General features: G+C 47.0%; 22 protein-coding genes and 1 pseudogene. 4 read left to right on the plus strand and 19 right to left on the minus strand.

The features are described 5' to 3' along the window. Positions 1–4 precede the first annotated feature (4 nt). From rpoN to DACE_RS02745, 11 genes and pseudogenes are all read right to left on the minus strand, one after another. A pseudogene (rpoN, locus tag DACE_RS02695) lies at positions 5–1,460 on the minus strand (RNA polymerase factor sigma-54). Between the two features lie 82 nt (positions 1,461–1,542). Then, positions 1,543–2,268: an LPS export ABC transporter ATP-binding protein gene (gene lptB / locus DACE_RS02700; RefSeq protein WP_005998133.1), complete on the minus strand. Its 726-nt coding sequence runs from the start codon at positions 2,266–2,268 to the stop codon at positions 1,543–1,545. After that, complete coding sequence (gene lptA / locus DACE_RS02705; RefSeq protein WP_162013581.1) at positions 2,265–2,699, minus strand: lipopolysaccharide transport periplasmic protein LptA; 435 nt, start codon at positions 2,697–2,699, stop codon at positions 2,265–2,267. The genes lptB and lptA overlap by 4 nt, the downstream gene beginning before the upstream one ends. Before the next feature lie 53 nt (positions 2,700–2,752). Beyond that, the gene (gene lptC / locus DACE_RS02710) at positions 2,753–3,343 is read right to left on the minus strand and encodes an LPS export ABC transporter periplasmic protein LptC (protein ID WP_005998135.1); all 591 of its coding nucleotides are present in this window, start codon (positions 3,341–3,343) and stop codon (positions 2,753–2,755) included. A gap of 46 nt (positions 3,344–3,389) precedes the next feature. Then, complete coding sequence (locus tag DACE_RS02715) at positions 3,390–3,908, minus strand: KdsC family phosphatase (RefSeq protein ID WP_005998136.1); 519 nt, start codon at positions 3,906–3,908, stop codon at positions 3,390–3,392. Beyond that, the gene (locus DACE_RS02720; protein WP_005998137.1) at positions 3,905–4,882 is read right to left on the minus strand and encodes a KpsF/GutQ family sugar-phosphate isomerase; all 978 of its coding nucleotides are present in this window, start codon (positions 4,880–4,882) and stop codon (positions 3,905–3,907) included. The genes DACE_RS02715 and DACE_RS02720 overlap by 4 nt, the downstream gene beginning before the upstream one ends. Further along, positions 4,879–5,703: a 3-deoxy-8-phosphooctulonate synthase gene (kdsA, locus tag DACE_RS02725; protein WP_005998138.1), complete on the minus strand. Its 825-nt coding sequence runs from the start codon at positions 5,701–5,703 to the stop codon at positions 4,879–4,881. Before kdsA ends, DACE_RS02720 begins: the two co-directional genes overlap by 4 nt. Further along, positions 5,704–7,308 (minus strand): CTP synthase, encoded by a 1,605-nt coding sequence (locus tag DACE_RS02730; RefSeq protein ID WP_005998139.1) that lies wholly within the window; start codon positions 7,306–7,308, stop codon positions 5,704–5,706. 155 nt (positions 7,309–7,463) lie between these two features. Then, on the minus strand, positions 7,464–8,231 hold the full coding sequence (gene kdsB, locus DACE_RS02735) for a 3-deoxy-manno-octulosonate cytidylyltransferase (protein WP_005998140.1): 768 nt from the start codon (positions 8,229–8,231) through the stop codon (positions 7,464–7,466). Between the two features lie 161 nt (positions 8,232–8,392). Beyond that, positions 8,393–8,824, minus strand: coding sequence for a Fur family transcriptional regulator (locus DACE_RS02740; RefSeq protein ID WP_005998141.1), 432 nt, complete (start codon positions 8,822–8,824; stop codon positions 8,393–8,395). A 67-nt stretch (positions 8,825–8,891) separates the two neighbouring features. Then, a complete protein-coding gene (locus DACE_RS02745) occupies positions 8,892–9,449 on the minus strand; it encodes a TlpA disulfide reductase family protein (protein WP_005998142.1) in 558 nt (185 codons plus the stop codon). Positions 9,450–9,559: 110 nt separating this feature from the next. On the opposite strand from DACE_RS02745, the gene DACE_RS02750 reads away from it, so the two are divergent. Further along, a complete protein-coding gene (locus DACE_RS02750; RefSeq protein WP_005998143.1) occupies positions 9,560–10,156 on the plus strand; it encodes a 50S ribosomal protein L11 methyltransferase in 597 nt (198 codons plus the stop codon). On the opposite strand, the gene DACE_RS16970 is transcribed toward DACE_RS02750, so the two are convergent. Next, on the minus strand, positions 10,153–13,971 hold the full coding sequence (locus tag DACE_RS16970; RefSeq protein ID WP_050769959.1) for an EAL domain-containing protein: 3,819 nt from the start codon (positions 13,969–13,971) through the stop codon (positions 10,153–10,155). The genes DACE_RS02750 and DACE_RS16970 overlap by 4 nt on opposite strands. Positions 13,972–14,359: 388 nt before the next feature. On the opposite strand from DACE_RS16970, the gene DACE_RS02760 reads away from it, so the two are divergent. Both DACE_RS02760 and DACE_RS02765 read left to right on the plus strand, forming a co-directional pair. Beyond that, the gene (locus DACE_RS02760; protein WP_005998146.1) at positions 14,360–14,851 is read left to right on the plus strand and encodes a DUF4124 domain-containing protein; all 492 of its coding nucleotides are present in this window, start codon (positions 14,360–14,362) and stop codon (positions 14,849–14,851) included. Positions 14,852–15,083: 232 nt separating this feature from the next. After that, complete coding sequence (locus tag DACE_RS02765) at positions 15,084–16,070, plus strand: integrase (RefSeq protein WP_005998147.1); 987 nt, start codon at positions 15,084–15,086, stop codon at positions 16,068–16,070. Between the two features lie 70 nt (positions 16,071–16,140). Here the strand turns inward: DACE_RS02765 and DACE_RS02770 are convergent, their stop codons facing one another. From DACE_RS02770 to DACE_RS02780, 3 genes are read right to left on the minus strand one after another with little or no spacing between them, the layout of a single operon-like run. After that, positions 16,141–16,704, minus strand: coding sequence for a hypothetical protein (locus DACE_RS02770; protein WP_005998148.1), 564 nt, complete (start codon positions 16,702–16,704; stop codon positions 16,141–16,143). Beyond that, entirely contained in the window at positions 16,697–17,422 is a 726-nt protein-coding gene (locus tag DACE_RS02775) for a hypothetical protein (protein ID WP_005998149.1), read from the minus strand. The genes DACE_RS02770 and DACE_RS02775 overlap by 8 nt, the downstream gene beginning before the upstream one ends. A 39-nt stretch (positions 17,423–17,461) precedes the next feature. Then, complete coding sequence (locus DACE_RS02780) at positions 17,462–17,821, minus strand: hypothetical protein (protein WP_005998150.1); 360 nt, start codon at positions 17,819–17,821, stop codon at positions 17,462–17,464. A 101-nt stretch (positions 17,822–17,922) separates the two neighbouring features. Between DACE_RS02780 and DACE_RS02785 the strand changes: the two genes are divergently transcribed. Continuing rightward, the gene (locus DACE_RS02785) at positions 17,923–18,996 is read left to right on the plus strand and encodes an SH3 domain-containing protein (protein ID WP_005998151.1); all 1,074 of its coding nucleotides are present in this window, start codon (positions 17,923–17,925) and stop codon (positions 18,994–18,996) included. A gap of 40 nt (positions 18,997–19,036) precedes the next feature. Here the strand turns inward: DACE_RS02785 and DACE_RS02790 are convergent, their stop codons facing one another. The 4 genes from DACE_RS02790 to DACE_RS02805 all read right to left on the minus strand — a co-directional run bounded on the left by DACE_RS02790 (position 19,037) and on the right by DACE_RS02805 (position 23,554). After that, positions 19,037–19,852, minus strand: coding sequence for a DNA/RNA non-specific endonuclease (locus tag DACE_RS02790; protein WP_040366029.1), 816 nt, complete (start codon positions 19,850–19,852; stop codon positions 19,037–19,039). Positions 19,853–20,060: 208 nt separating this feature from the next. After that, complete coding sequence (locus DACE_RS02795) at positions 20,061–20,876, minus strand: hypothetical protein (protein WP_005998154.1); 816 nt, start codon at positions 20,874–20,876, stop codon at positions 20,061–20,063. 208 nt (positions 20,877–21,084) lie between these two features. Beyond that, positions 21,085–23,361: a DotA/TraY family protein gene (locus tag DACE_RS02800; RefSeq protein ID WP_005998155.1), complete on the minus strand. Its 2,277-nt coding sequence runs from the start codon at positions 23,359–23,361 to the stop codon at positions 21,085–21,087. Beyond that, positions 23,354–23,554 carry a hypothetical protein gene (locus tag DACE_RS02805; RefSeq protein ID WP_040366030.1) on the minus strand — a complete coding sequence of 67 codons (201 nt, stop codon included), beginning with the start codon at positions 23,552–23,554 and terminating at the stop codon, positions 23,354–23,356. Before DACE_RS02805 ends, DACE_RS02800 begins: the two co-directional genes overlap by 8 nt. Between the last annotated feature and the right edge of the window lie 11 nt (positions 23,555–23,565).

Below are 23,565 nucleotides of genomic sequence, written 5' to 3' on the forward strand. Positions count from 1 at the left end.
TGTATTAAAATAAACGCTTACGCGCCGTAGAGGAACCTATTCCTAACATTTCCCGATACTTGGTAACAGTACGTCGGGCAATGTCAATGCCATCCTCTTTTAACATATTAACAATCTTTTGATCAGAATACGGCTTTTTCTCGTCTTCACCGGCAATTATTTCTTTAATGCGGTTTTTTACGCTCTCCGAAGCAACGGAATCGCCACCCGTAGTCCCTATTCCACTGTTAAAGAAGAACTTCAGCTCAAAAAGCCCCTGAGGCGTCTGAACATATTTGTTGGTTGTGACACGGCTGATCGTCGATTCATGCATTTCGATATCTTCAGCCACATCGCGCAAGACCAGGGGTTTCAAATAACTGATGCCATGATCAAAAAACTCACGCTGAAATTTGACGATGCTTTTTGTCACCCGGAAAATCGTCCGTTGTCGCTGATGAATGCTTTTAATCAGCCATAAAGCACCACGCATCTTCTCCTGAATATACTCACTAGTCTCGCTGTCGATCTCTTTTCCAGACAAAGCATTGGAGTAATAGGAGCTGATCTTAAGATTGGCCAGACCATCATCATTCAAGGAGACAACATATTCGTCGGCAACTTTATAAACAAAAATATCCGGCGTAATGTAATGAATGTCCGATTCACTGAACTGACTACCTGGGCGAGGATCAAGGCTTGAAAGGAAGCGAGCCGCATCAAGAACTTCATCGACACTGACTTTACATTGCTTGGCAATGACCGGATAGCGGCGCTCTTCGAGTTCTTTGGAATAATCGGTAATAATCCGTTCAGCCAGACTACCCTTCAAGCCAAGATAGGCCAGCTGCAATTGCAGACATTCCGGAAGATCTCGTGCGGCAACACCTGCCGGATCAAAAGATTGTACCCGATAGAGAACATCTTCAACCTGATCCTGAGTTGACTCCGTTTGCTGACAGATATCTTCGAGAGGAGTTCGCAAATAACCGGCATCATCGATATTGCCAATGATTGCAGCAGCAATTACCTTGTCGTGGTCAGCAATACTCGACAGATTCAACTGCCACATCAGATGATCAGACAGTGTGGTTTTCGGGGTTAGCAGGTTTTCGTAGGACGGATGATCCTCATCATCGAAGGATTCGGCGACACTTCCCCCCTGGGAAAACCCCCTGAAGATATGTTTGCCAGTCATCTATCTGAGCCAGGCCATCCGCCTCGACAACTTCCTGGGTCTTTTCCGGATTGTTATCAGGAACGCCCTCATCTGCATCAGGCGAAACAGCTTCAGTTTCTATTTTACGATTTTCGTCAACCTCGGAGACTTCTTCAAGCACTGGATTCTCTTCCAGTTCCTGATTGACCACCTCTTCCAGCTCAACACGAGACAGCTGCAGCAATTTGATTGCCTGCTGTAACTGGGGTGTCATTACCAGCTGTTGACTGAGTTTTAATTGTTGACGTAACTCAAGGGCCATTCTGTTTCCTGGTCAATGGATTGGCGACATATTCAAAACAATAATTTAGATTCACTACAGTGTATTACGTACACGGTATTTTTTATAGCCGGAAATCCTCACCAAGGTAAATTTCCCGTGCTGTCGAACTTGTTGCGATCTCTTCAGGGGTACCGTGTTCGAGAATAGTGCCCGCATTGAGGATGTAAGCACTGTCACACACGCCGAGCGTTTCACGGACATTGTGATCAGAGATCAGTACACCGATGCCCCGTTTTTTCAAATCAAGAATAATATTCTGTATATCGATCACCGCCAGCGGGTCAATACCGGCAAAAGGTTCGTCAAGCAGAATAAACCGGGGATCGATCACCAACGCCCGAGCAATCTCCGTGCGTCGCCGTTCGCCACCGGATAAGGCATACCCGGGAGACTTTGCTACATGCTCCAAACGAAAGTCACCCAGCAAGGTGGCCAGCCGTTCACGACGCTGCTCAACATCACTGACATGGTATTCAAGAATCGCCAGCAAATTCTGTTCAACCGTCAGTTTACGAAAAACTGAAGATTCCTGAGGCAGATAAGCCACCCCTGCGCCGGCACGTTGATACATGGGCCACTGGCTCACCTCAACATCATCAATAAACACCTGTCCCTGATCTGGTTTAACCAAACCAACCATCATATAAAAAGAGGTTGTTTTACCAGCTCCATTTGGTCCCAACAGCCCGATAACCTGGCCGGAGCGAACCTCAAGATCAACGCCGTTGACAACAGTACGGCGCCGATAGGACTTTGTCAGACCTGTGGCTTTGAGAAGATGGCTCACTCGGTGGATTCTCCCGGCACAAAGACGGCTTTAACACGCCCCTGCTTGCCGCCTTCAACGATACTACGGCTCTCATTGAGGTAAACGATAATCTTCTCACCCTCAACAACGTTTTCCCCCTGGACAACACGGGGATCACCCGTCAACTCCACCCGTCCGTCTTTTTGCCAGAAAACGGCATTTTGTCCCGTAGCAACCCGATTCAACTGGACTATGCGCACGTCTTTTTCAGCCACAACGCGATCAACCTGCCTCTGCTCACCATCCGAATAGTAAATCGTCATTTTGTGAGCATACATGGTGACATCGCCCTGCTGCGCCTGGACCTCACCGGTAAAAATGAAGAACCCTTTTGCGTCGTTGGCTTCGAGACGCTGTGAGGTCACATGGATCGGTTGACTGGCGTCATGTTCCATGTCAGGTTCAGCCATAGCGGGTGTAAAGCCTACCAGAACAGTACATATAATAAGAAACAACAAGCGCATCAAGGCTGCTCCTTTTGAGCTTCAGGATAAAACGTCGCCGAAACATCAGTATTCAACTGCATGGTGCGTAAACCAACATCCAAAACAAGCCCGGTTCCGTGTAACTCCAACTGGTCAGAACGAATCGTCACAGCCACCGGCGATTCAATGACACCACTTTGAGAACGATTTCCATAATAGGTGGCTCGCTCCGTCAACAGCGTATATCCGTTATCTGACTTTATTACGACATCTCCGTCAACGTTAACTTGTTGATCCGACAAAAGAGCTGTGCCCTGATCAGCAGTTAACACAACATCGCCCATATCTTTCTGATCATAGAGTTTCATCATCACCCGGTCTATCCGGGTTTGTTCCTGATTGAAATCATGTGCCGCAGATTCACCAGTCAATGTCCAATGCTTGGCGCCATCGACGGTTTCTGTGTAGTTAAATGTTGTCAACTCAACATCAGCATCCATGACGACATCATCAATGATTTCAACAGAAGTCGGCAAATTCTCGTAATAGAGAACCAACACCAGCAATCCCGCACAAAAAGCCAGAAGTGCAGCAACAAGAAAACGGCGTATGGTATTGCGTCTAGTCATTGAAAAAGGATAACACTAATTGGCGACAGGGGTAAAGAAAGGTGCGCTAGTCAAAATAGCGATCCGTAACGGAATCCCACAAACCAGATTGCCGCAACAGCATGTCACACACTTCACGCACAGCGCCATGACCACCAGGCAGCGTGGTGATATAGTCCACATAAGGTTTGATATCAGCAACAGCATCGGCCACAGTAAATGAACACCCGACTCGACGCAAAATCGGCAAATCGACCAGATCGTCGCCTACATAGGCCACCTGCTGATCAGACAGTTTCAAATCTGCAAGAATCTGTTCGTACGGCTCCAGCTTGGTCTTAGCCCCCTGATAGACAATATCGATCCCCAATTCGGCAGCTCGGTGGCTGACGATCTCAGAACTGCGCCCAGTGATGATACCAACCTTGATTCCAGCACGCTGCAGCAACTTCAGACCATGGCCATCACGGACATGAAACGCTTTGCTCTCAATGCCGTTATTATCATAGATGATCCGACCATCAGTCAGAACTCCATCAACATCCAGTAACAGCAGACGAACTTTTTCGATGGATCGCTTTTTCATACCACTCCTGCCTTCAAAAGGTCATGCAGGTGAATAATCCCAACCGGGGTTGCATCTTCCTCGTGCTCAAAAACAAACAACGAAGTGATCGAGTACTCTTCCATCAACTGTAATGCTTTGGCAGCCAGATTAAAACGCAGCACCCGCTTGGGATGTCGGCTCATAACCTGATCCATCAAGTGTTCCAAGGAGTGTTGATCTTCAAGACAGCGCCGCAGGTCACCATCAGTGAAAACACCTACCAGCCCATTATCCGCATCAACAACACCGGTTATGCCAAGCTTTTTATTGGTAATTTCAAACAATGCGTCCTTGACAGTCGTTGTCTGGGCCACCAGAGGAATCGCATCACCCGTATGCATCAAATCTTCAACACGCAACAACAGACGTTTTCCCAACGCCCCGCCCGGATGAAACAGCGCAAAATCCTCGGCCTGAAAATTTTTCTCCTGCAACAAGGCAACGGCCAGAGCATCACCCATAGCCAAGGTTGCCGTTGTACTGGCGGTCGGAGCCAGGCCGAGAGGGCAGGCCTCTTTGTCAACAGAGATATCCAATGATACATCCCCGGCACGGGCCAAGGTGCTGGCGGGGTTACCACTCATAGCAATCAGCTTCAGCCCCAAACGCTTGATCACCGGCAGAATACGCACAATCTCCTCGGTTTCACCGGAGTTGGAAACTGCCAGAACCACATCACCTTTCATCAGCATACCAAGATCACCATGGATGCCTTCTGCAGGATGCAAAAACAATGCAGGCGTACCAGTAGACGCCATCGTGGAGGCAATTTTCTGACAAATCAAACCGGACTTGCCCATACCTGAGATCACCAGGCGCCCTTTACAGGCCAGAATCAACTCAACAGCCTGACAAAATTCACCATTAATTCGGTCATGAAGAGCCAGTACGGCGTCCGCTTCAATTTTCAGGGTGTTTCGAGCAACATCTATAATAGAATTGGTCGTATTCATCGATTTTTCACCACGGCATCTACGGCCAGCAGTGACTCCAGAATCGGTTGAAGATCTTTGAGGTACAAGGAGTTCGGCCCGTCGCAGCGGGCACACTCAGGATCAGGGTGGACTTCCCAGAACAACCCATCAATACCAATGGCGACGGCCGCTCGAGAAAGTGCCGCAACATATTCACGTTGACCGGCCGAAGCACCATCCGCGCCACCGGGAAGTTGTACCGCGTGAGTGGCGTCAAAAATGACCGGCTTGCCCAACTCGCGCATAATCAGCAATGAGCGCATGTCCACAACCAGATTGTTGTAACCAAAACTGGCGCCACGCTCGGTCAGCAAGATCTGCTCGTTCCCGGTAGAAGCAACCTTTCCGACCACATGTTTCATGTCCCAAGGCGCCTGAAATTGACCTTTTTTGACATTGACGACCCGGCCACTGTTTCCGGCCGCAACCAGCAGATCAGTTTGACGGCATAAAAATGCCGGAATTTGAATAATATCGAGAACTTGAGATGCAGCAGCCACCTGAGTTGCATCATGCACATCGGAAACCACCGGCACGTTGAATTCACTCTTGACCTTGGCCAGCATCTCCAGACCCGCATCAATGCCCGGGCCACGAAATGATGATACTGAAGTCCGATTGGCTTTGTCATAAGACGCCTTGAAAACAAAATCGATCCCTAACTGATCCGTCAGTTTTTTTAAAGATTCCGCAATGTGTAGCGTCATGTCCAGATCTTCAAGAACACAGGGACCTGAAACAAGAACAAACGGATGCTGGTCGCCAAAGGCGACATCGCCGATTTTTACTTCCGTAACCATTTATGCTTCCTTTGCCTGATGAAGGCAGGCACCAACAAATGACTCAAATAACGGATGCGGATCCATGGGCCGGGAACGGAATTCAGGATGAAATTGGCATGCCAAAAACCAAGGATGGTTGGAAATTTCGACAATCTCGACCAGATCGGCATCGGGATTTACACCAGAGATTTCCAGACCACATTCGCTCAGTGTTTGGCGGAAACCGTTGTTAAACTCGTAACGATGGCGGTGGCGCTCGGAAATACATTTCTGACCATAAATACGCTGGGCCAAGCTACCCTCCGTCAACTCACAGTCATAGGCTCCAAGGCGCATCGTCCCGCCCTTAGTGGCAATCTCCTTTTGCTCTTCCATGATATGAATGACCGGGTTCTCTGCCTCTTCACGAAATTCCGCAGAGTACGCGTCAGGAAGCTTACACACGTTACGGGCAAACTCGACAACCGCCATCTGCATCCCCAGACAGATCCCAAAGAACGGAACATTGTTTTCTCGGGCAAAACGGATTGCAGCGGTCTTACCTTCACTGCCACGCTCACCAAAACCTCCCGGAACGAGAATACCATCGACATCGGCAAACGTATCTCCCAGGCCATGGCGCTCGAGTGACTCGGAATCAACATATTTCAGGTTAACCCGGCAGTCATTGGCAATGCCGCCATGAATCAAAGCTTCGGACAGAGACTTGTAACTCTCAGTCAATTCAACATATTTGCCAACAATGGCAATCGTCGTCTGTGAAGCCGGGTCCTTAACCCGTCGAACAACATTCTGCCAGGGAGCCAGATCAGGAGCTTTAGTCCAGATGCCAAGACCATCAACAACGCGCTCGTCCAACCCCTGCTCATGATAGATCACCGGCACTTCATAAATAGAACCGACGTCACGGGCTGTGATCACCGAGTCTTCGCGGACATTACAGAATAACGCGATCTTGCTTTTCATATCACGGGGAATTTCGCGATCACATCGACACAACAGGATATCCGGTTGAATACCGATCTCGCGCAACTCTTTAACACTGTGTTGCGTCGGCTTGGTTTTCAACTCACCTGCCGCAGCCAGATAAGGCACCAGGGTCAAATGAACATAAAGAACATTCTCGTGCCCAAGGTCGGTACGAAACTGACGAATCGCCTCAAGAAACGGCAAAGATTCGATATCACCAACAGTTCCACCAACTTCAACAATCGCCAGATCAACATCTTGAGCGTTTTCGATGATCTTACTTTTGATCTCATTGGTGATGTGCGGAATGACCTGCACCGTACCACCGAGATAATCGCCGCGCCGCTCTTTACGGATAACCGCATCATAGACCTGACCGGTCGTAAAATTCGACTTCCGGGAAAGACGCGCCGACGTGTAGCGCTCGTAATGTCCCAAATCCAGATCGGTTTCAGCGCCATCATCGGTAACAAATACTTCGCCGTGCTGAAATGGACTCATGGTTCCAGGATCAACATTGATATACGGATCAAGCTTCTGCATGGAAATACGTAATCCACGAGCTTCCATCAAAGCACCAATTGATGCCGCGGCCAGCCCTTTACCCAGAGAAGAAACGACACCTCCGGTAACAAACAGAAACTTGGTTTTCATCGATTTTGCCTCCACGTTAACACCTTATGTTTTTTTTTGCGTATCCATCGCGCTGTCAGGCCCTTCCCAACGAAGCATCATGGATATTTTCACCAAACACAAGTGCGAAACTCTACACTGAACAACACCAAAAAGAAAGGGAAAATCATCGCGATTCAGCGACTGTTTTTCTGCCCTGGTGCAGAGAGAATTTCACAGACCCGAAGCAGATCTTGCGGGGTGTCCACCCCCTGAGATTGAAGGTCTGTTTCCACCACGCGAATCCGATAGCCATTCTCCAGAGCACGTAGCTGTTCAAGCTTTTCCATCTGCTCAAGAGGCGTTGCCGTCAAAGTTGGATACGCGAGCAGAAAATCCCGGCGATACACATAAAGCCCGACATGTTTAAATGCACGGATCTGGTCAAAAGTCTCAGCCGCCGTTGCACTGTAATCACGCGACCAGGGGATCGGTGCTCTGGAGAAATACAAGGCATCCCCCTGACTGTTGGTGACCACCTTAACAACATTGGGGTTCAGATATTCTCGAGACTCTGCAATGGAAATCATTAATGTCCCCATGGCAATGGTTGCATCCTCTTTTAAAGGAGCAATGGCTTGATCAATCATGCGTGGATCAATCAGAGGCTCATCCCCCTGAACATTGACCACTAGATCGCAATCAAGCTGGGCAGCAACCTCAGCCAAGCGATCCGTTCCGGTTTCATGTTGGTCCGAGGTCATACAAGCTCGACCACCAAAGGCTTCAACAGTCTCGACGATCCGAACATCGTCCGTTGCCACCAGAACATCATCCACCAGTTGAGCCCGGACCGTTTGTTCATAAACCCATTGAACCATCGGCTTACCAAGAATGTCGGCAAGAGGCTTTCCCGGAAAACGGGACGACGCATAGCGGGCCGGAATAATGGCAGTAATACGCACTACAAACTCCAGTTAGTCGAGCTTTGAGATAAAAGTTCTCAGAGCCCTTGGATGGGCTATCAGAAAATGATCAGTTCCATGTACAGCATGTTATTTCTTCAGAATCAAAAATCGTTGTTTCCAAAAGCGACAAACGACTGACGGCAAAAAGCTTAGTCAAGCTAGCCACCCTGACAGGACGGACACAAGCCATACAGTTCCAGACGCTGATGCGATAGAGTGAATTGATGATCTGCCGCAGTTTGCTGCAGCAATGTTTCAATTTTCGCATCTTCAAATTCGATAATCCGGCCACACGAATTGCAGATCAGGTGGTAATGATGATCTTCGCTGGTGTTGGGCTCGTAGCGGGTCTGACGGTCACCAAAATGACGCTCACTGGCGATGCCACTATCCGCCAAAAGCTTCATGGTCCGATAGACCGTTGCATAACCAATATTGGGATGATCCTTGCGCAGGCGGAGGTATAACTCCTCTGCGGACAGGTGCGAGGGCGAACTCATAAAGCCCTCAAGAATAATCTCGCGCTGCCGTGTGACCTTTAATCCATGCTTGGCTAAGTAATCACGAAACAGGTCCTTGACTTTTGCCATCAGCCGCCCCCTCTAATTGAAATGAAAATGATGTTCAAATTATCAAACCCCCCTGAAGCCGTCAAGCTCAGTCAGCAGACTCTGGCAATAAACGACGCATAAACTCAACCACACGCGGCTGACTCCAATTGATACCACCAATGACTTTTTCAACAATCCTCCCCTGAGGGTCAATAATGAAGGTCTCCGGATATTTAGCAACTCCATAGGATTTTCTGACCTGACCGGACTCATCAAACAGGATGGTAAAATCAACGGGATTTTTCTGCAAAAAGACCGGAACGGTCTTACGCCCATCCTGTTCAATGTTCACCGCCAGCATCACAAACTCAGTGCCGGACATCATGCCATGCAATTGCTGCATGGATGGCACTTCTTCACGACAGGGGGGACACCAGGTCGCCCAGAAATTAAGGACAACAACCTTGCCCCGCAACTCTGAAAGTCGGACGGTTTTTCCCTGTAATGAACTCAGCTCAAAATCGGGTGCCAATGCCGGCTGCGCAGTGGCATCTTTCTGCGACTGCTCCGGTTCAGAACTGCAGGCGCAAAGCAACACCACTGCAAGCCACAACAAGACATGCCCGACATTTTTTACCCCAGCGCCAGATCGCCATACGTCCATGAGATACCCCCTTTGTGCATTTTTCTATGTATTGACGAGAACAACCTCGCATGAAATACTCGGCAACTTCACGCTATGGTATACAACACTCATGCTGAAAGGAACAACCCGTGGGACGTGTTTTTTCCCCTTTTGTCATTGGCCGCTCATTTCGTATTTTGCCTCAAGGCCATCCTGCCATCGAGGACGAGCGGATCAATTTATGGATGGCGCCCGGCGCCTTCGGCTCCGGTGAACACGAAACAACAGCCAGCTGCTTGGAGATCCTCGAAGACCTCGAAGGAGTCAACGGAGCAACCATACTCGACCTGGGAAGTGGAACCGGCATCCTAGCGATTGCGGCATTGAAGCTTGGGGCACGATCAGCGGTGTGCATCGACATCGATCCAGCCGCAGTTGCCACCTGCCGTCTCAACAGTCAACTCAATGGCGTTGATGCCGACATTGACCATGTCTGCGGCACCCTCAGCAATCTGCCGGAAGCGGCCTACGACCTGGTTCTCGCGAATATTTACGGGGACATCCTTGTCAATGTTGCTGAAGATCTTTCACAAAGAGCATGCGCAGATGCCCCCCTGCTGCTTTCCGGAATTCTTTACGAATACAACTTTGACGTGCGTCAACGTTACCAACAACACGGTTGTCATGTGGTCAAAAACCTCATGCTCGACGAATTTAGCACCGTCTTACTGCAAAAAGGATCTTAGAGCGGCTTCTGCGACTGCCGCAGGGCGGCGAATTCGCAGGCTGGCACCGGCGGGCTACAATAATACCCCTGATAATAATCACAGCCCAATTGTGCCAGACAATCTCTCTGTGCAACCGTCTCAACACCTTCGGCAAGCAGGTCAAAACCGAGACCATGCCCCATCTGCACAATGGCCGTCACCATTTTACAATCATTGGCATCTGCTGGCAGGTCGTCGATAAACGACTTATCAACCTTGAGCAAATGCAACGGAAAGTATTTGAGATACGCCAGAGAGGAGTAGCCGGTACCAAAATCATCCAGGGCGAGGCGAACCCCCAGCTCATTTAATGACTTAAGCAGATCGATGGTCTGCTGTTCTTTGTGCATCAGGGTGGATTCCGTCACTTCCAATTCCAGATACTCCGCCGGATAGCCGGTTTCTTGCAGAGTCTCCTTCAAACGACAGGCAATATCCTCCTCAGCAAACTGTACCGCCGATAAGTTTACGGCCAGGGTCAACGGCGGATAGCCGGCATCCAACCAGGCCTTCCCTTGCTCGCAAACCTGCCTGAGAATCCAGGTCCCCATCGAACAAATACAGCCAATCTCCTCAGCCAAAGGGATAAAACGATCCGGAGTCACCAGGCCCAGTTCGGGACTGTTCCAGCGCATCAACGCTTCTGCTCCAACAATCTGCCCGGTCCCTAAATCAACCTGAGGTTGGTAATACACTGCAAACTCCTTCTTTTCCAACGCCTGGCGCAAATGAAAACTCAGCTGAACCCGTTCCTGAGCCTGCTCAGTCATCTCTTCGTTATAATAGGCAAAGCGAGCACGACCATGTTGCTTGGCCCGATATAATGCTGAATCAGCACGCTGCAACAATTCCAGAGCATCGCGGCCATGCTCTGGATAAACAGCAATACCAACACTGACACTCACCTGAACTTCCAGATCCGTTTCCGTCAAACAAATCGGCTGTTGCAACTGATGAAGGATCTCTTCAGCCATCATTGTTACACGATGGGAATCAGCAACATCTTCCAATAACAGGACAAACTCATCGCCTCCCAAGCGAGCCAACATATCGCTTTCTCGCAAGCAACTGCGTAATCGATCCGCTATTTTTCGCAACAGAGCATCGCCGACCAGATGACCAAAGCTGTCGTTGACATCCTTAAAATGATCAAGATCAAAACACAGAACCGCAAAAGAATGATGCTTACGTTCGGCGTGTTTCACTGCTTGGTCAAGGTGGGTGCAAAACAGGCTACGGTTGGGCAAATCGGTCAGGGGATCATGCCAAGAGAGATAGTCGAGTTTTTCCTGCGACTCTTTGGCCTGACTGATATCAGTGAAAACAGCAATATAATGGCTGACTTCTTGCTGGTCATCGCAAACGGCACTCATCGACATCAGCTCCGGATACACCTGTCCATCTTTGCGGCGATTCCAGATCTCTCCCTGCCAACAACCGTGCTCTGCCAGGCAATGCCACATGTTCTGATAAAAATCACGGCCATGACGATTGGATTTTAGAATTCGCGGAGTTTGGCCAAGAACTTCATCGTCGCGATAACCGGTAATGTCGCTGAATGCACGATTGACCGACACAATCTTCTCGTTTTTATCTGTAAGAACAATCCCTTCACGACTGTTGTCAAATACCGTTGCTGCCAGTTGCAGCTGCTTCATGGAAAATGCCTGCTGCTGCTCATGCTCGTGAACGTCCAAAGCAAACGCCACATCCTGAACTAATTCATCGAGCAACTGCTGTTCATCGTCCTGCTCAAGCAGTTTCTTATCCTGGGTATAAACAACCAGAAGAGCACCAGCAGCTTGTTTAGGCTGAATTGGAAAACTGGCAACCGCCTGAAACGGTGAGCGCTGATAAAGTCGATACCCTGTCGGGCACAAGACCTCCTGAGCTGATTCAGCAGTGATGTTTGTTGTTAAATGGTTTAGCTGACCATTGTTATGAATACAGTGTTGTGGCTCTCCCAGAACTTCCAATGAAATTCCAGAAGAGACTACCGGCTTATAGACCCCCATCTCATTAGGCAGGCCAATCCAGGCCATGGCAAAGGTGGTATCTTCCAACAACGTGTCACAGACAAACTGAAATAGTTCAATGGGTTGCGGCTTATGAACAATGTGCTGGTTGACGGCTGACAAAATCCGGTACAACCGTGACAGACGCATGGTTTCCTGCTCGAGCTGTTTTTCCCGGGTAATAATGCGTGCCGAACCAACAGTACCGATGAGCTCACCATCAGCGCCATAGAACGGCGCCTTGTAAACATCCAGGCAGATCAAAGTGCCTTTAACATGGCCCACCTCCTGAAAGCGCATGGACTGACGCGTCCTGAGCACTTCACTATCAGACTGGCAGCAAAGCTCACTGAACTGATAGGCTAAAGGATCTTCAGGAAATTCCTTCAAAATTTTATCAGAAAAAAATTCATGATTCTTACCGATGGCAATGTCGGTAGAATCGACACACAACAAAGTGCGACAATTGGATTTATTGGTAAAAATATAATGGTGCTCAATATCCTTCGCCCAGATAAGGTCCGGGACATTATCGCAAATATGTTGCAGCAAACGAGCGGTTTCCTGATGACGTTCCGAAGCGATATGCAACTGTTGCTGTGCCTGCTGTCGCGTCTGCACTTCGGACTCAAGTCGTTGTGTCTGCAGACGAAGCGTCTCAACTTTTTCAGCGATTTTATCCCGCTGTAGATCAACAACCTGCAACATATGGTTGAAACCCTCTTCAAGCTGCTTGATCTCAGAAGAGAGGTGCCCCTGCAGTGCAATCTTGCGCTGGGTGTCCTGCCATTGATCAAAACGACGCAAATGATCGGTTAATGCCGCCAGTGGGCCAGTCACACTCCGAAGTCCCACCCACGTAATGGCCATTGCCAAGCCACCGAGAACGGTAATAATCACAACCAGCGCTCCGGTAACACGACGAGCCGGGACCAAGGCCTCATCCTCAGGGTAATTGGAGGCTAGAATCCATGGCACATTTTTCAACGGTTTAAAACTGGAAAAAGAGCCTATTCCCCGAGACGTTACAGTAAAGTCCGTTCCCTGCCAGCCGCCAATCGCCTTATCGAACAGAACATTGCTTCCCGGAGGAACATCTTTTTTCATAATGCGGCTGGAATCAGGATGCACGAGTATCGTGCGATCCTTGGCATAGAGATACAGATAACCGGTTTTGCCGATCTGGTAGCGGGCAAGACCCCCAATCAGGTTTTGGCCATCGAGACGAATACCACCACAGAGAAATCCCAGCAAGCGGCCGTCCATCCCCCGGATCGGAGCAGAAAATTGCGCCACCGGATGGCAATGGCTTCGGTTACAGTAGCGCGCCTCAACATCAATACGCGGCCCAGGTTTTTTGAGAGACTTAAGGATAAATGGTGTCTGTTTATCGGCGGACACGCCACCAGACAAGTCGCCTGTTGCAGCAATTCTCTGCCCTTCGACCGTATAGATCTCCAGCCCGATATCAAAAATAGAACCAATGCCAACCCGGTCCTCTAAAAAGAGTTGAGTTTCGTGTCCGCCAGCCATCACCTCGGGAGGCACAACACCAGCGACGGCAGCCAATTGCTTAAGTGCCGATGCGACCTTGGTGTCAATCTCCGTTTGCAATGCTGTTAATAATGTTTTCTGCTGAATAGCGAGGCTAGAGGATAGATTCCAACGAAACAACGGAACCAACAAACCAATGACAGCAACCAGAAAAACAATACTGGTGACGAGCATCATCAACACCAGTTTTTTTCGAATTGCCATTGTGGTGAGATTAACAGCCAAAAAACCGTTCCTTTCAAGCTTTAGAACAACCAGAAAGCATTGATACATGTCGACATGAAGGAAGCCCCCCCCCTGTTAACACACATCCAACTTGGCAATTCTACCGTATATCTCAGAGAGCCGCCACACACTTTCTAATTTTATTTCAGGGCAAATTAAAGAGTGATTTCTAAACTATGACAATTAAATCAGTTATTTAAAATTGCCGCGGCATCTATTAAAAATCTTCACAGGAAATTATTGATCTATTTGTGACTATAGACTTGTCGCAAAGCTCAGAGATTAAAACTCTTGAACTTGCCTTAACGCTCTCGTACTGTTAGACATAACAACTTCACCACATAAGAACGGGAACGGCATAACACCAAATAGATCAACGGAGAGACCATTGAAAAAAACTATTATTATTCTAGTGCTGACCCTGCTCACGACACCATCATTCTCTGCGGACTTCTATACCTGGCAAGACGAGAATGGAAAACTCCATGTTACAGACAAACCACCAGAGTGTCAGAACAAAGATGACGTACTTGTTAAGGAATACAGTTATTCAGACCACGAAAACAACCAGCCCTCTGAAACGTTTCAGCACCGGGTGTATAATCAGATCGACGCCGTAAATGACCATCGCTATCAAGATGCAACCCAAGTTGATACGGTTCAACGAAAAAAAGAAAAACAACGCTTTGAAAAAACGATTGATGTTGAGAAGAAAATGCTCAAAGAACGTATCCACTATTACAAATTCCGCTGTGCCGAGATCAACTCACCTGAAAACCGCAAAAACTATTGCGATGGACAACAAAAATTATACGAAAAGAAACTGGACCTTCTAAACCGCGATCCAGAAGAATATTTCATGCGAGAAACACGACATTAAAACACGCTCTATTTTTGAATAACATCAGACAAAGAAAAAGCCCCTGACGAATCAGAGGCTATTTCTTCTTTATGGTACCCGGGACGAGAATCGAACTCGTACAGTCTTACGACCGAGGGATTTTAAGTCCCTATTTTATCTACCGTTTTAAAGTTGCAACATACCGTTATTATGATATATATTATTATCAGAGCATCAACAAAGTCATTAACGGGGACAAAACGGGGACACCATGGCAACATTCAACCAACGAAAAAGCGGTCGCTGGCAAGCGAAGATCAGACGAAACAATCAAGCCATCAGTAAAACATTTTCACGGCGTTCTGACGCTGAGGCTTGGGCAAGAAAAACAGAAGCAGAGATCGAGCGCGGTTTGTTCGTTCAGGACCTGGACGCCGCACAACGGATCACGATACGCGAGGCCGCCGATGCCCTGACTCTAGAGTACTTACTACCTCGACTCAGTGATGGACACAGAGAAAAAAATCGCTTAGAAGCGCTCCTGGAACGTTCTGGATGGGAAAATAAGACACTAGCCCAGCTCCGAAGCAAAGACATCTACGACTACATGCGCAATCGAGAACAAGCAGGTGCCTCCGCAAACACTATACGTCTTGACTTAGCTCTCTTAAGCCGTCTTTACAAACACTCAATCCAAAAATATGGCCTGGAGGGATTAGCGAACCCGGTTAAGGCCGTTGATCGGCCCTCAACGGCTTCGAGCGCACGAACAAGACGCCTTGAGGAAGGAGAGGAAGAAACGCTCTTGAAGTCTGCTCACGATGATTTCAAGCCCGCTATTGCCTTTGCATTGGAAACTGCCATGCGCCGCGAAGAAATTGCGACCCTTACCTGGCAGAACATCAACCTCGAAAAGAGAACGGCCCACCTACCAAAAACTAAAAACGGATCAGCACGAACTGTCCCGCTTTCAACTGCCGCAATCGGGATACTTAAAGCCCTTCCCCGCCAACTTGATGGCCAAGTTTTTGCGCTTACAAAAAAACGAATCACAGATCGAATGCGAACGACGGTAAAACGTGCAGGCTTAAAGGATTTGAGATTCCATGATTTACGACATGAAGCAACGTCACGCTTTTTCGAACGTGGGACCTTGGATATGATGGAAATCAGCAGAATAACAGGCCACAAGACCCTGTCAATGCTGTCCCGATATACGCACTTGCGAGCTGCAGATTTAGCCAAGAAACTGGGGTAATGCAAACATAACACGACAAACAAAAACAGCCACGAAACGAAGAAATCAATCCACACAGGACGCATACATATTAGGAGATTTTTGAGACTATATAAATAATTACACCAACCAATACCCACAGAAACGATGCGTTCAAACCTAAACGCAATCGATGCATCTTTACGTCGCGGATGTAAATCAACTTCATGTGCTCAAAAGTCAATTCAGAAACAAGCCCATCCTCACAGTCGGGATAATCTCCAGAAAAACTAACTACATCTTTTGACGCCTTCACCACACCACGATTCACAATTGCATCTAACAATCCAAACTCATAGAGGCCACCACCATAAAACGAGCCATTATAACTTGATGAATTAACAATATGTCGTGATGGATTATCAATAGCCGATATAGACCGCACTAGAGTCAAAACAGCAAAAAGCCATAAAAACAAAAAAGTTCCGCCAAAAATCAGCCCCCAACACAGACCAACAGACAGTGAAAAATGGCTCACATGGGCCCAAATCCTTCCCAAGGAAGAAATCGGCAACAACATTGCTGCCAACAGTGCAGCAACCTTAAAATCAACCGCCCGTATTACAGCTTGAGTATCCCCAATGGCGGCAACAATAAAGTTTGTTTTACTATCCATTATCCTTGACCCACTTATCCATAGTCTTATTGATTACGTTACCATGATAGCAATTACGGAATTCATTTTTCTCAAGAAGTCCTTTATTATGATTATTCAAATTCAAATAAAAGGCGTTCGACACCATAATTTCTTTATCTCCTGATGACTGATTCCCATAAGAACATAATTGCGCTGCCCGACCAACCAACTCACCAAGCCAAACAACTTCATTCACCCCTGTACCTTTATGTCCTGCCTTAATCAAAAATGACGATCCGTAATCTAAACCAACCCCTACACTAATTTCGCTATAATTCTTTTTCCTATATTTTATATTTAATATATCAACAAGAGATGACACCCTTGCAGCAACGCTAAAGAGATTATCTATATCTTTCTTCTTAGTAGTATTATATATACCCCACACACAGTCCCCCTCAATGTAAACTTCACTCACCCCTGAATGATCCTTAAGTAAGGCAACAAGCTCAGAAATATAAGTTTTAAATATCTTTGCCAGCACAGGCCTTGTGTGTTTACCACTATTAAGTTCTTTCGAACCTCTCATATCTACAAACAACGCAGAACACTTAACATAATAACCATTATTAAATGTCAGCAACCCCCTTGAAGGGATCTCTTCCTTATCTTCATAAAGAGAGTCTGAGCTATTCAGTATTTCATCTATCCTTTCAATACTTCTTTGATAATCAAAAGAACGAAATCCTGCTTCCATTAAAAATACTCCAAAATATTAAAAATAAAATCAAACAATTCAGCCACCAATAAGAGTATTCAATTCTGTACTAGCCCTAATTTTATTTAAAAATTCGCATTCATTCCCAGGCAGTAGAGAAATAAGCTCTTTATATTCCGTAAAATGCGTTTCATGAAAAGAAACAGCTCTCATCGCTGATTGAAAAGCTTTCCTTCCTGCATAAAACTTCCCCTCAGCATGAAGACAACAACCAAGTGCAAAAAGATTTCTCAATGCGGCTTCAAGCTCATGATTTTGCAAACCATTAATTGCATCATCTAGCGCAATAAAACATTTAGCGACCACCCCTTCACCTCCCCTCAAAACAAACAATTCTTGCGTCGTACGATTTCGATTGCCGCCAACGACTTCAATCACCTAAACTTTACAAAAGCAACATAATGCTACATTGCACAAAAGACAAAACTCAATCTTTTTAACAATAGCCACATGACCCCACCTAAAGACATAGGCACGCAATGATTAAGATCCCAAAAACATGTTCACTACAAAGCACCTTGAATGCTTTAGATGAAACCAGAGCAGCCCAAAGAGCAACCGATGCGATGGAGCTAACCAACTCCTATCGATTCATGATGGACGCACTAGCCCCCACCAGAAGCCTTCAAACAATAACCGACGCAATGGAGCTAACCAACTCCTATCGATCCATGCTGGACACACTAACACCCACTGGAAGCCTTCAAACAATAACCGACGCAATGGAGCTAACCAACTCCTATCGATCCATGCTGGACACACTAACACCCACTAGAAGCCTTCAAACAATAACCGACGCAATGGAGCTAACCAACTCCTATCGATCCACGCTGGACACACTAACACCCAAAGGAACCCTTCAAGCAATAACCGACGCAATAAGGGGCAACAATTATTATCAAGCCGCAACCAACTACCTCATTCAGGACATTGGCAAGTCAACGCTACACGACCTAAACGAAAGCATTACTTTAAAAAGTTCAATAGAAGGCATTCTAAAGAAAGACTATCTTGTTACCATAACGTCCTTCCTACAAGACAACAATTTACCATCATACGAAAACGTTTACCCTAGCTACACTAAACAAGAAATAGAAGATGTACTCAATGAAATATCGTCTTCTAAAAACATTGATTCACTAAACAACAAACTAAACAATACAAACACTAGAGCAGTAGCAATACTTCTTGCTTTATTAATACATTTCATAATCCCTCAAATAAATAATATATTTTATGATATAGCCAAAAACGTTTCAAATGATATTAAATCAGAAAAGACAACTAAAAGGGATAAACTAAATGAAATAGATAGGGCAATATCTGCATCTGGAATAAGAACAGATACGCTAAGAATTGTAACTGTAAACAACTTAAGGTTAAGGGCATCTCCAAACAAAAATAGTTCAATAATAAACAAACTTCAGCTTGGACAACTTGTAATGGTAATCTCGAAAAAGAAAAACTGGATTGAGATTCAATATACTTGCAGTGATACTGAAATCTATCAGGGGTGGGTTTTTACGAGATACACGACACGATTAAAGAAATAACCTCGAAAATATTCAGAGGTTCACCCAAATAGGTTATCTTTTACTTTGCTGTTGATTTTCGTTTCAAGTTTTGAAGGTCAAAGTCAGGGAAAAAATTCAATCCAGTCAATGCTTCTATGTGCCGGACCGATACCAGATAGTCCTCGGGATCTCCATGAGCCTTCTGGTGGTGAGGCAGTAAATAAGCCTCCCATTGAGGAGCTCCATTTTCATCTTTCCATGCCACGATCTGGAAAAACAGTGGTGCAACATGAACATTGTCACCAACAACATCATAAGATCCTGGGCCAAAAATGGTTCCAACGAAAACCCAAAGTTCTCCATGTTCATTTAACAGGTCTTCCCGAATTCTTGTTTCCAGTTCGTACCAAACTCCTCCTGAGCCGTTGAAAGCATTATGGTGCTGTGGGGTCAAGTTTGTCTGGTAATTGATCTGATAAACAGTTTCTTTGTCATCAGTATCCTCTTCAGCCAACTTGCCGTCACCGTCTCTGTCACCACCAGATATGAAATATGGTGCCAAATGTCCGTGAGCGTAATTCCTTATCTCGTCCTGGAAGACTCCCGAATAATCATTATCACTGGGTTCTTCGGTTAGGTCAGGATCGTTTCTGTATGTTGCCCACTTTCCGGTTCTCTTGGGAACATCTCTGTAACCGGGAACGAGATGGTAAGCCAGCCAGCGAGGTGCTTTATGTACGGTGTCATATTCGACCACGTAAGCATTTCTTTCCAGCACAGTCCCATTAGAGGGAAGCCCTCCTAAAACATGCTCCTCTGTCAGTGGTCCGGCTTGGGCGAATGTAGCGAAAGATAAAATGAATATGCTTAAAAAGAACATTGATGATTTTGACATGGCACCCTTCCTACGTGGCATAAGTCACCACTCGACCCTAGTGTTTTTTCGGGCTTAGATGGATCGTTGCTGGCCTGATCCAAGAAGTTACTCTAGAGCCGAGAATATGGCGTCCTGCCTCTCTTATTGCCCCTCACAATACAAAACTAGCGGCGGAGGGCATAACAGGACACGCAGACAATCGAATCTCACTTGGTTGATTAAAATCTCAAATTCCGAATAAACTTTTCGCTCCTGAAACCATACGTACAAATGGCTTCATGATTGGATTTTCTTTCGGCGGCGGGGGCAGTTCTTTTTTAATCCATACTTTCGGGGCTCTTTCAGAATCTAGCTTAACAGTGTAACCTACATTGGAGGTAATATTCACCCAAGCGACCGTTTCTACTTTTATGTATTTCCCGTTCTTCTTGATCGCTCCCTCAGCTGTAATACGGTACAGGCCAAAAGGAATCTTTTTTTCAGGAATTACGGTCGTAAAATATGAGTCCCAGTTTTTACTTACAAGGGTAATACCAACAACCTTGTCAGGTTCCCCCATATACGTGATCGTTCCTTTTGTTTTCGTTTTGTTTTGAGGAATGAGCATACGATCATACAATTCGATCGTTAAAGGAACGTCCAGATAAACCTTTTTCCCGTACTTGTCACTTAATACGTCTGGGATATCGATGTTATAGTTTGGCCGAGCAACAGCCACCAAAGGGTAATTTCGGTACTTTTCCAGAAAGCTATCTAATTCCTGAGGCAAAGCCCTTTCTTGAGCCAGTTTTTTTACGGCTGCGACCTCTTTTGCGTATTTCTCACGTTTTGGGGCCATGCTGTCTTCATAAGAAGAGTAGATAAACCCCATGTAGGCAAAAGCTATTAACAGCAAAAAGCTTCGGCCTTTCCAAGTACGCAATAATGCCATCCCTAAAAAGACCGTGATTTTTATAATTCCAGCTCCAGCAATAACACCAGCAGCAGTTAGACCGGCCCCCGTAACTCCTGCACCACTTGGGAGGTTATCTTTACTAGACATGCGATATCCTTTCAAAAAATACTGCCCACGCTCTATAACAATAACGAGCGGGAGCGTATAACATGGGAACAATAGAATTCAATGACTTTAATATTAAAGGCCTTAAGCTCTTTCTTAATCCAGATGACAACAGATGGCATCAAAATGTGGACATGGAGCGAACTGTCAATATTTTATGGAAAGGTGATGTTGGCCTTTTCAGATACCATTATTCATTCCTTTTTTTGACCATACCGCCAGCTTGCCCAGCTGCGGTACCAGCGGCTTTATTTGCTGCACTTGTTGATCCTGGAGCTGAAACACCTTGGTGCATGGCCCCGGCGAAAATCATCCCGCCTTTATCGACACTTGCTTGCTCTCCCAAACTGGCCGCCCCTTGTCCGATCCACCGGATTACATTGTCGGGCAACCAGGTTATCAAGCTAAACAGTTTCTGCAGTGCCAACACCATCACGACGGTAAAAATCACGGTGGTTGCAGTGTAAGTGATTGCCCCTGACAGTTGGCCAGCAGCAAGCCCTGCGGTATAGATCTGGAACCCTTCGGCGAGGTATTTGCCGATACCGTTTAACATGACAATTGAAAATACAAAGCCAATCATTAACAGCGGTGGCCGCAGCAGGACACTGAAAAAAAGGAGATAGCCTTGCTTGGCGCGTTCCCCCGCTAATCCATCACCTTCAGGTAGTGCATGTGCCGCGGCCCAGAGTGGAGCTGCAACCATGGCCTCCGCAAACTGGATCAACACGCCAATCACCGCCATAGTGAAGAAAATATATGGGATAATCGGCAGGTAGTAAGCCCAGGTCAAGCCGACGATCAGCAGAGGCAAAGCCAACAAACTGGCAACTGACAATGCAGCCTTCAGAAACGGGCTAATAGCTTTAGCCATCAACCCAAAACCGGGAATCTTTCCGGCAAAACCAGCAACAGCGCCTGCAGCTTTGCCGATAACGCTATTGTCTATCGACTCTTTAAAGTTCTCGTAGGTCACTTTAGCGACATACAGACCCACGATGCCATTGATAATTTGATGCCCTTTGCTTTGCAGGTACAAAAGAGGCTCCTGCCCCTCTGAGAGGGCCTCTATTGGGTCAAACAACACTGAGAGGCCCATACTATTGGACGGACCAAGCAAGCCGCTTAAATAGCCCCAGAAGCCCGAAGACTGGGCGGTATTGAATGCAACCTCTGCCAGTTCGGTGGCATCCGTCCTGGTCGCCATAATCGTGGCGATTTGCTGGGATGCCATGGTGTAGGTTTCCTGATCCTCATCAGTTTTGACTAGCCGATCAATATCAATTGGTGACTCAATAACAGGGCCTTGATTTATTCGCTCGTTGGCCTTTTGGTTCAGGCGCAAGCTGCTCCAGTAGTACCAACCAGACGAGGCCCAGCCCAGCTCTTTAGCGGCTTCGGCATAATCGGCCACCTCCTTGGCGAAACTGTCTTGGTCCTTTTCCATAGCTGCCGGGATTGCATCCCTCGTACGTAAAATATAGTTATTTAGAGCCAACTCGTATGACCTGCGCACCTCACTTGCAGATAGAGCCGTACTACTGGTGATCGACTCAACAATCTCCGTTGATGCCTCTTGTAGATCAGCTACCAGCATTGAGACAGCTTCAAGACGAGCCTGACACACTTCTGAGTCCTGGCCGGTCGGGCAGTCTATCAAGACAGTGCCAAGCACTTGACTGTCGGTTGATTCCTGATTGTTTATCGTCTGTTTATCATCTGTAAACTTGGCCCACAGATCAGATAGAAAACCGGTTTTCTGGGTTATTGTAACGAATTGCAGGCGGTGGTTCGCGGGGCGGGTTCCGTCTTCGTCTGGCTCACTTTCAATTGTATCAACGGTCATGACTGCAGGTGGGATCTGAGCGTTTTCCTGTGTATAGTCAAAAGCCCTTTCCTGTTGCAGCACCATGGCTGATAGAAGGTGTTGTCCAAGCTCTTCCGTGTGCTGCAAGCTGGTGTCGGTGTAGTACAAAACACCGCCGCTGTTTTGCAGCTGGTCCATGGTGGCTGAGTGTATCCACGACGCGCCACCAAATGACATGTAGGTTAGACTCAAAACCATTAATTGCATCAGGCAAAGCCCCTTAACTGCAGGAATTGGGGCGAGGCTAACGAAGGCAAAACATGAACGTATGGATGTCCAAAAAGAATTGTATTTACGGCCCATTGTCTCGCCTGTCTGGCTCGATCCAACCAGGCCTGTGCCAATGGTGTAAAGCAAAATGACAACGACACAACTGAAAAGAACCAAGTTGAATGCTTTAAGAGCGGCATACAGAACTTCTGAACCGCCAGCTGTCCCTGCTGGGACATTCAAGAGGTTATGCCAGCCTTCACCGAACCACCGACTAACCAGATGAACTGCAATATCCTGGTCTGGGGGAGTTAACACAATATCCGGCTGCTGAATGATTGTCTGCGCCGTCGACTCGGCTTGTGTACCAAGAGTTTGTACATCAGGCATCTGACAACCTCACTTTCAGCTTCTCAAACATAAACCGTCCATCCCGTAGGCCCTGCAGATAGTGATTTAAAGGGTGATCTGGGTTTGGTGCTGACTCAATCAACTGATCGAGGATAGACAGCGAGACAAAAGGGCCTGCTGCGTCTACCTGGTTAATCCAGTTTTCAGTTTTTATGATTATTTCAGGAATCATTTTGGTACCTC

Source organism: Desulfuromonas acetoxidans DSM 684 (genome assembly GCF_000167355.1).
Taxonomy (GTDB): Bacteria; Desulfobacterota; Desulfuromonadia; order Desulfuromonadales; family Desulfuromonadaceae; genus Desulfuromonas; species Desulfuromonas acetoxidans.

Excerpts from the sequence above, each read along its gene's own strand:
- lptA (WP_162013581.1), bottom strand. The coding sequence starts at position 2,699 with ATGGCTGAACCTGACATGGAACATGACGCCAGTCAACCGATCCATGTG.
- lptC (WP_005998135.1), bottom strand. The coding sequence starts at position 3,343 with ATGACTAGACGCAATACCATACGCCGTTTTCTTGTTGCTGCACTTCTG.
- DACE_RS02715 (WP_005998136.1), bottom strand. The coding sequence starts at position 3,908 with ATGAAAAAGCGATCCATCGAAAAAGTTCGTCTGCTGTTACTGGATGTT.
- DACE_RS02720 (WP_005998137.1), bottom strand. The coding sequence starts at position 4,882 with ATGAATACGACCAATTCTATTATAGATGTTGCTCGAAACACCCTGAAA.
- kdsA (WP_005998138.1), bottom strand. The coding sequence starts at position 5,703 with ATGGTTACGGAAGTAAAAATCGGCGATGTCGCCTTTGGCGACCAGCAT.
- DACE_RS02730 (WP_005998139.1), bottom strand. The coding sequence starts at position 7,308 with ATGAAAACCAAGTTTCTGTTTGTTACCGGAGGTGTCGTTTCTTCTCTG.
- DACE_RS02740 (WP_005998141.1), bottom strand. The coding sequence starts at position 8,824 with ATGGCAAAAGTCAAGGACCTGTTTCGTGATTACTTAGCCAAGCATGGA.
- DACE_RS02745 (WP_005998142.1), bottom strand. The coding sequence starts at position 9,449 with ATGGACGTATGGCGATCTGGCGCTGGGGTAAAAAATGTCGGGCATGTC.
- DACE_RS02765 (WP_005998147.1), top strand. The coding sequence starts at position 15,084 with ATGGCAACATTCAACCAACGAAAAAGCGGTCGCTGGCAAGCGAAGATC.
- DACE_RS02770 (WP_005998148.1), bottom strand. The coding sequence starts at position 16,704 with ATGGATAGTAAAACAAACTTTATTGTTGCCGCCATTGGGGATACTCAA.
- DACE_RS02775 (WP_005998149.1), bottom strand. The coding sequence starts at position 17,422 with ATGGAAGCAGGATTTCGTTCTTTTGATTATCAAAGAAGTATTGAAAGG.
- DACE_RS02785 (WP_005998151.1), top strand. The coding sequence starts at position 17,923 with ATGATTAAGATCCCAAAAACATGTTCACTACAAAGCACCTTGAATGCT.
- DACE_RS02790 (WP_040366029.1), bottom strand. The coding sequence starts at position 19,852 with ATGTCAAAATCATCAATGTTCTTTTTAAGCATATTCATTTTATCTTTC.
- DACE_RS02795 (WP_005998154.1), bottom strand. The coding sequence starts at position 20,876 with ATGTCTAGTAAAGATAACCTCCCAAGTGGTGCAGGAGTTACGGGGGCC.
- DACE_RS02800 (WP_005998155.1), bottom strand. The coding sequence starts at position 23,361 with ATGCCTGATGTACAAACTCTTGGTACACAAGCCGAGTCGACGGCGCAG.
- DACE_RS02805 (WP_040366030.1), bottom strand. The coding sequence starts at position 23,554 with ATGATTCCTGAAATAATCATAAAAACTGAAAACTGGATTAACCAGGTA.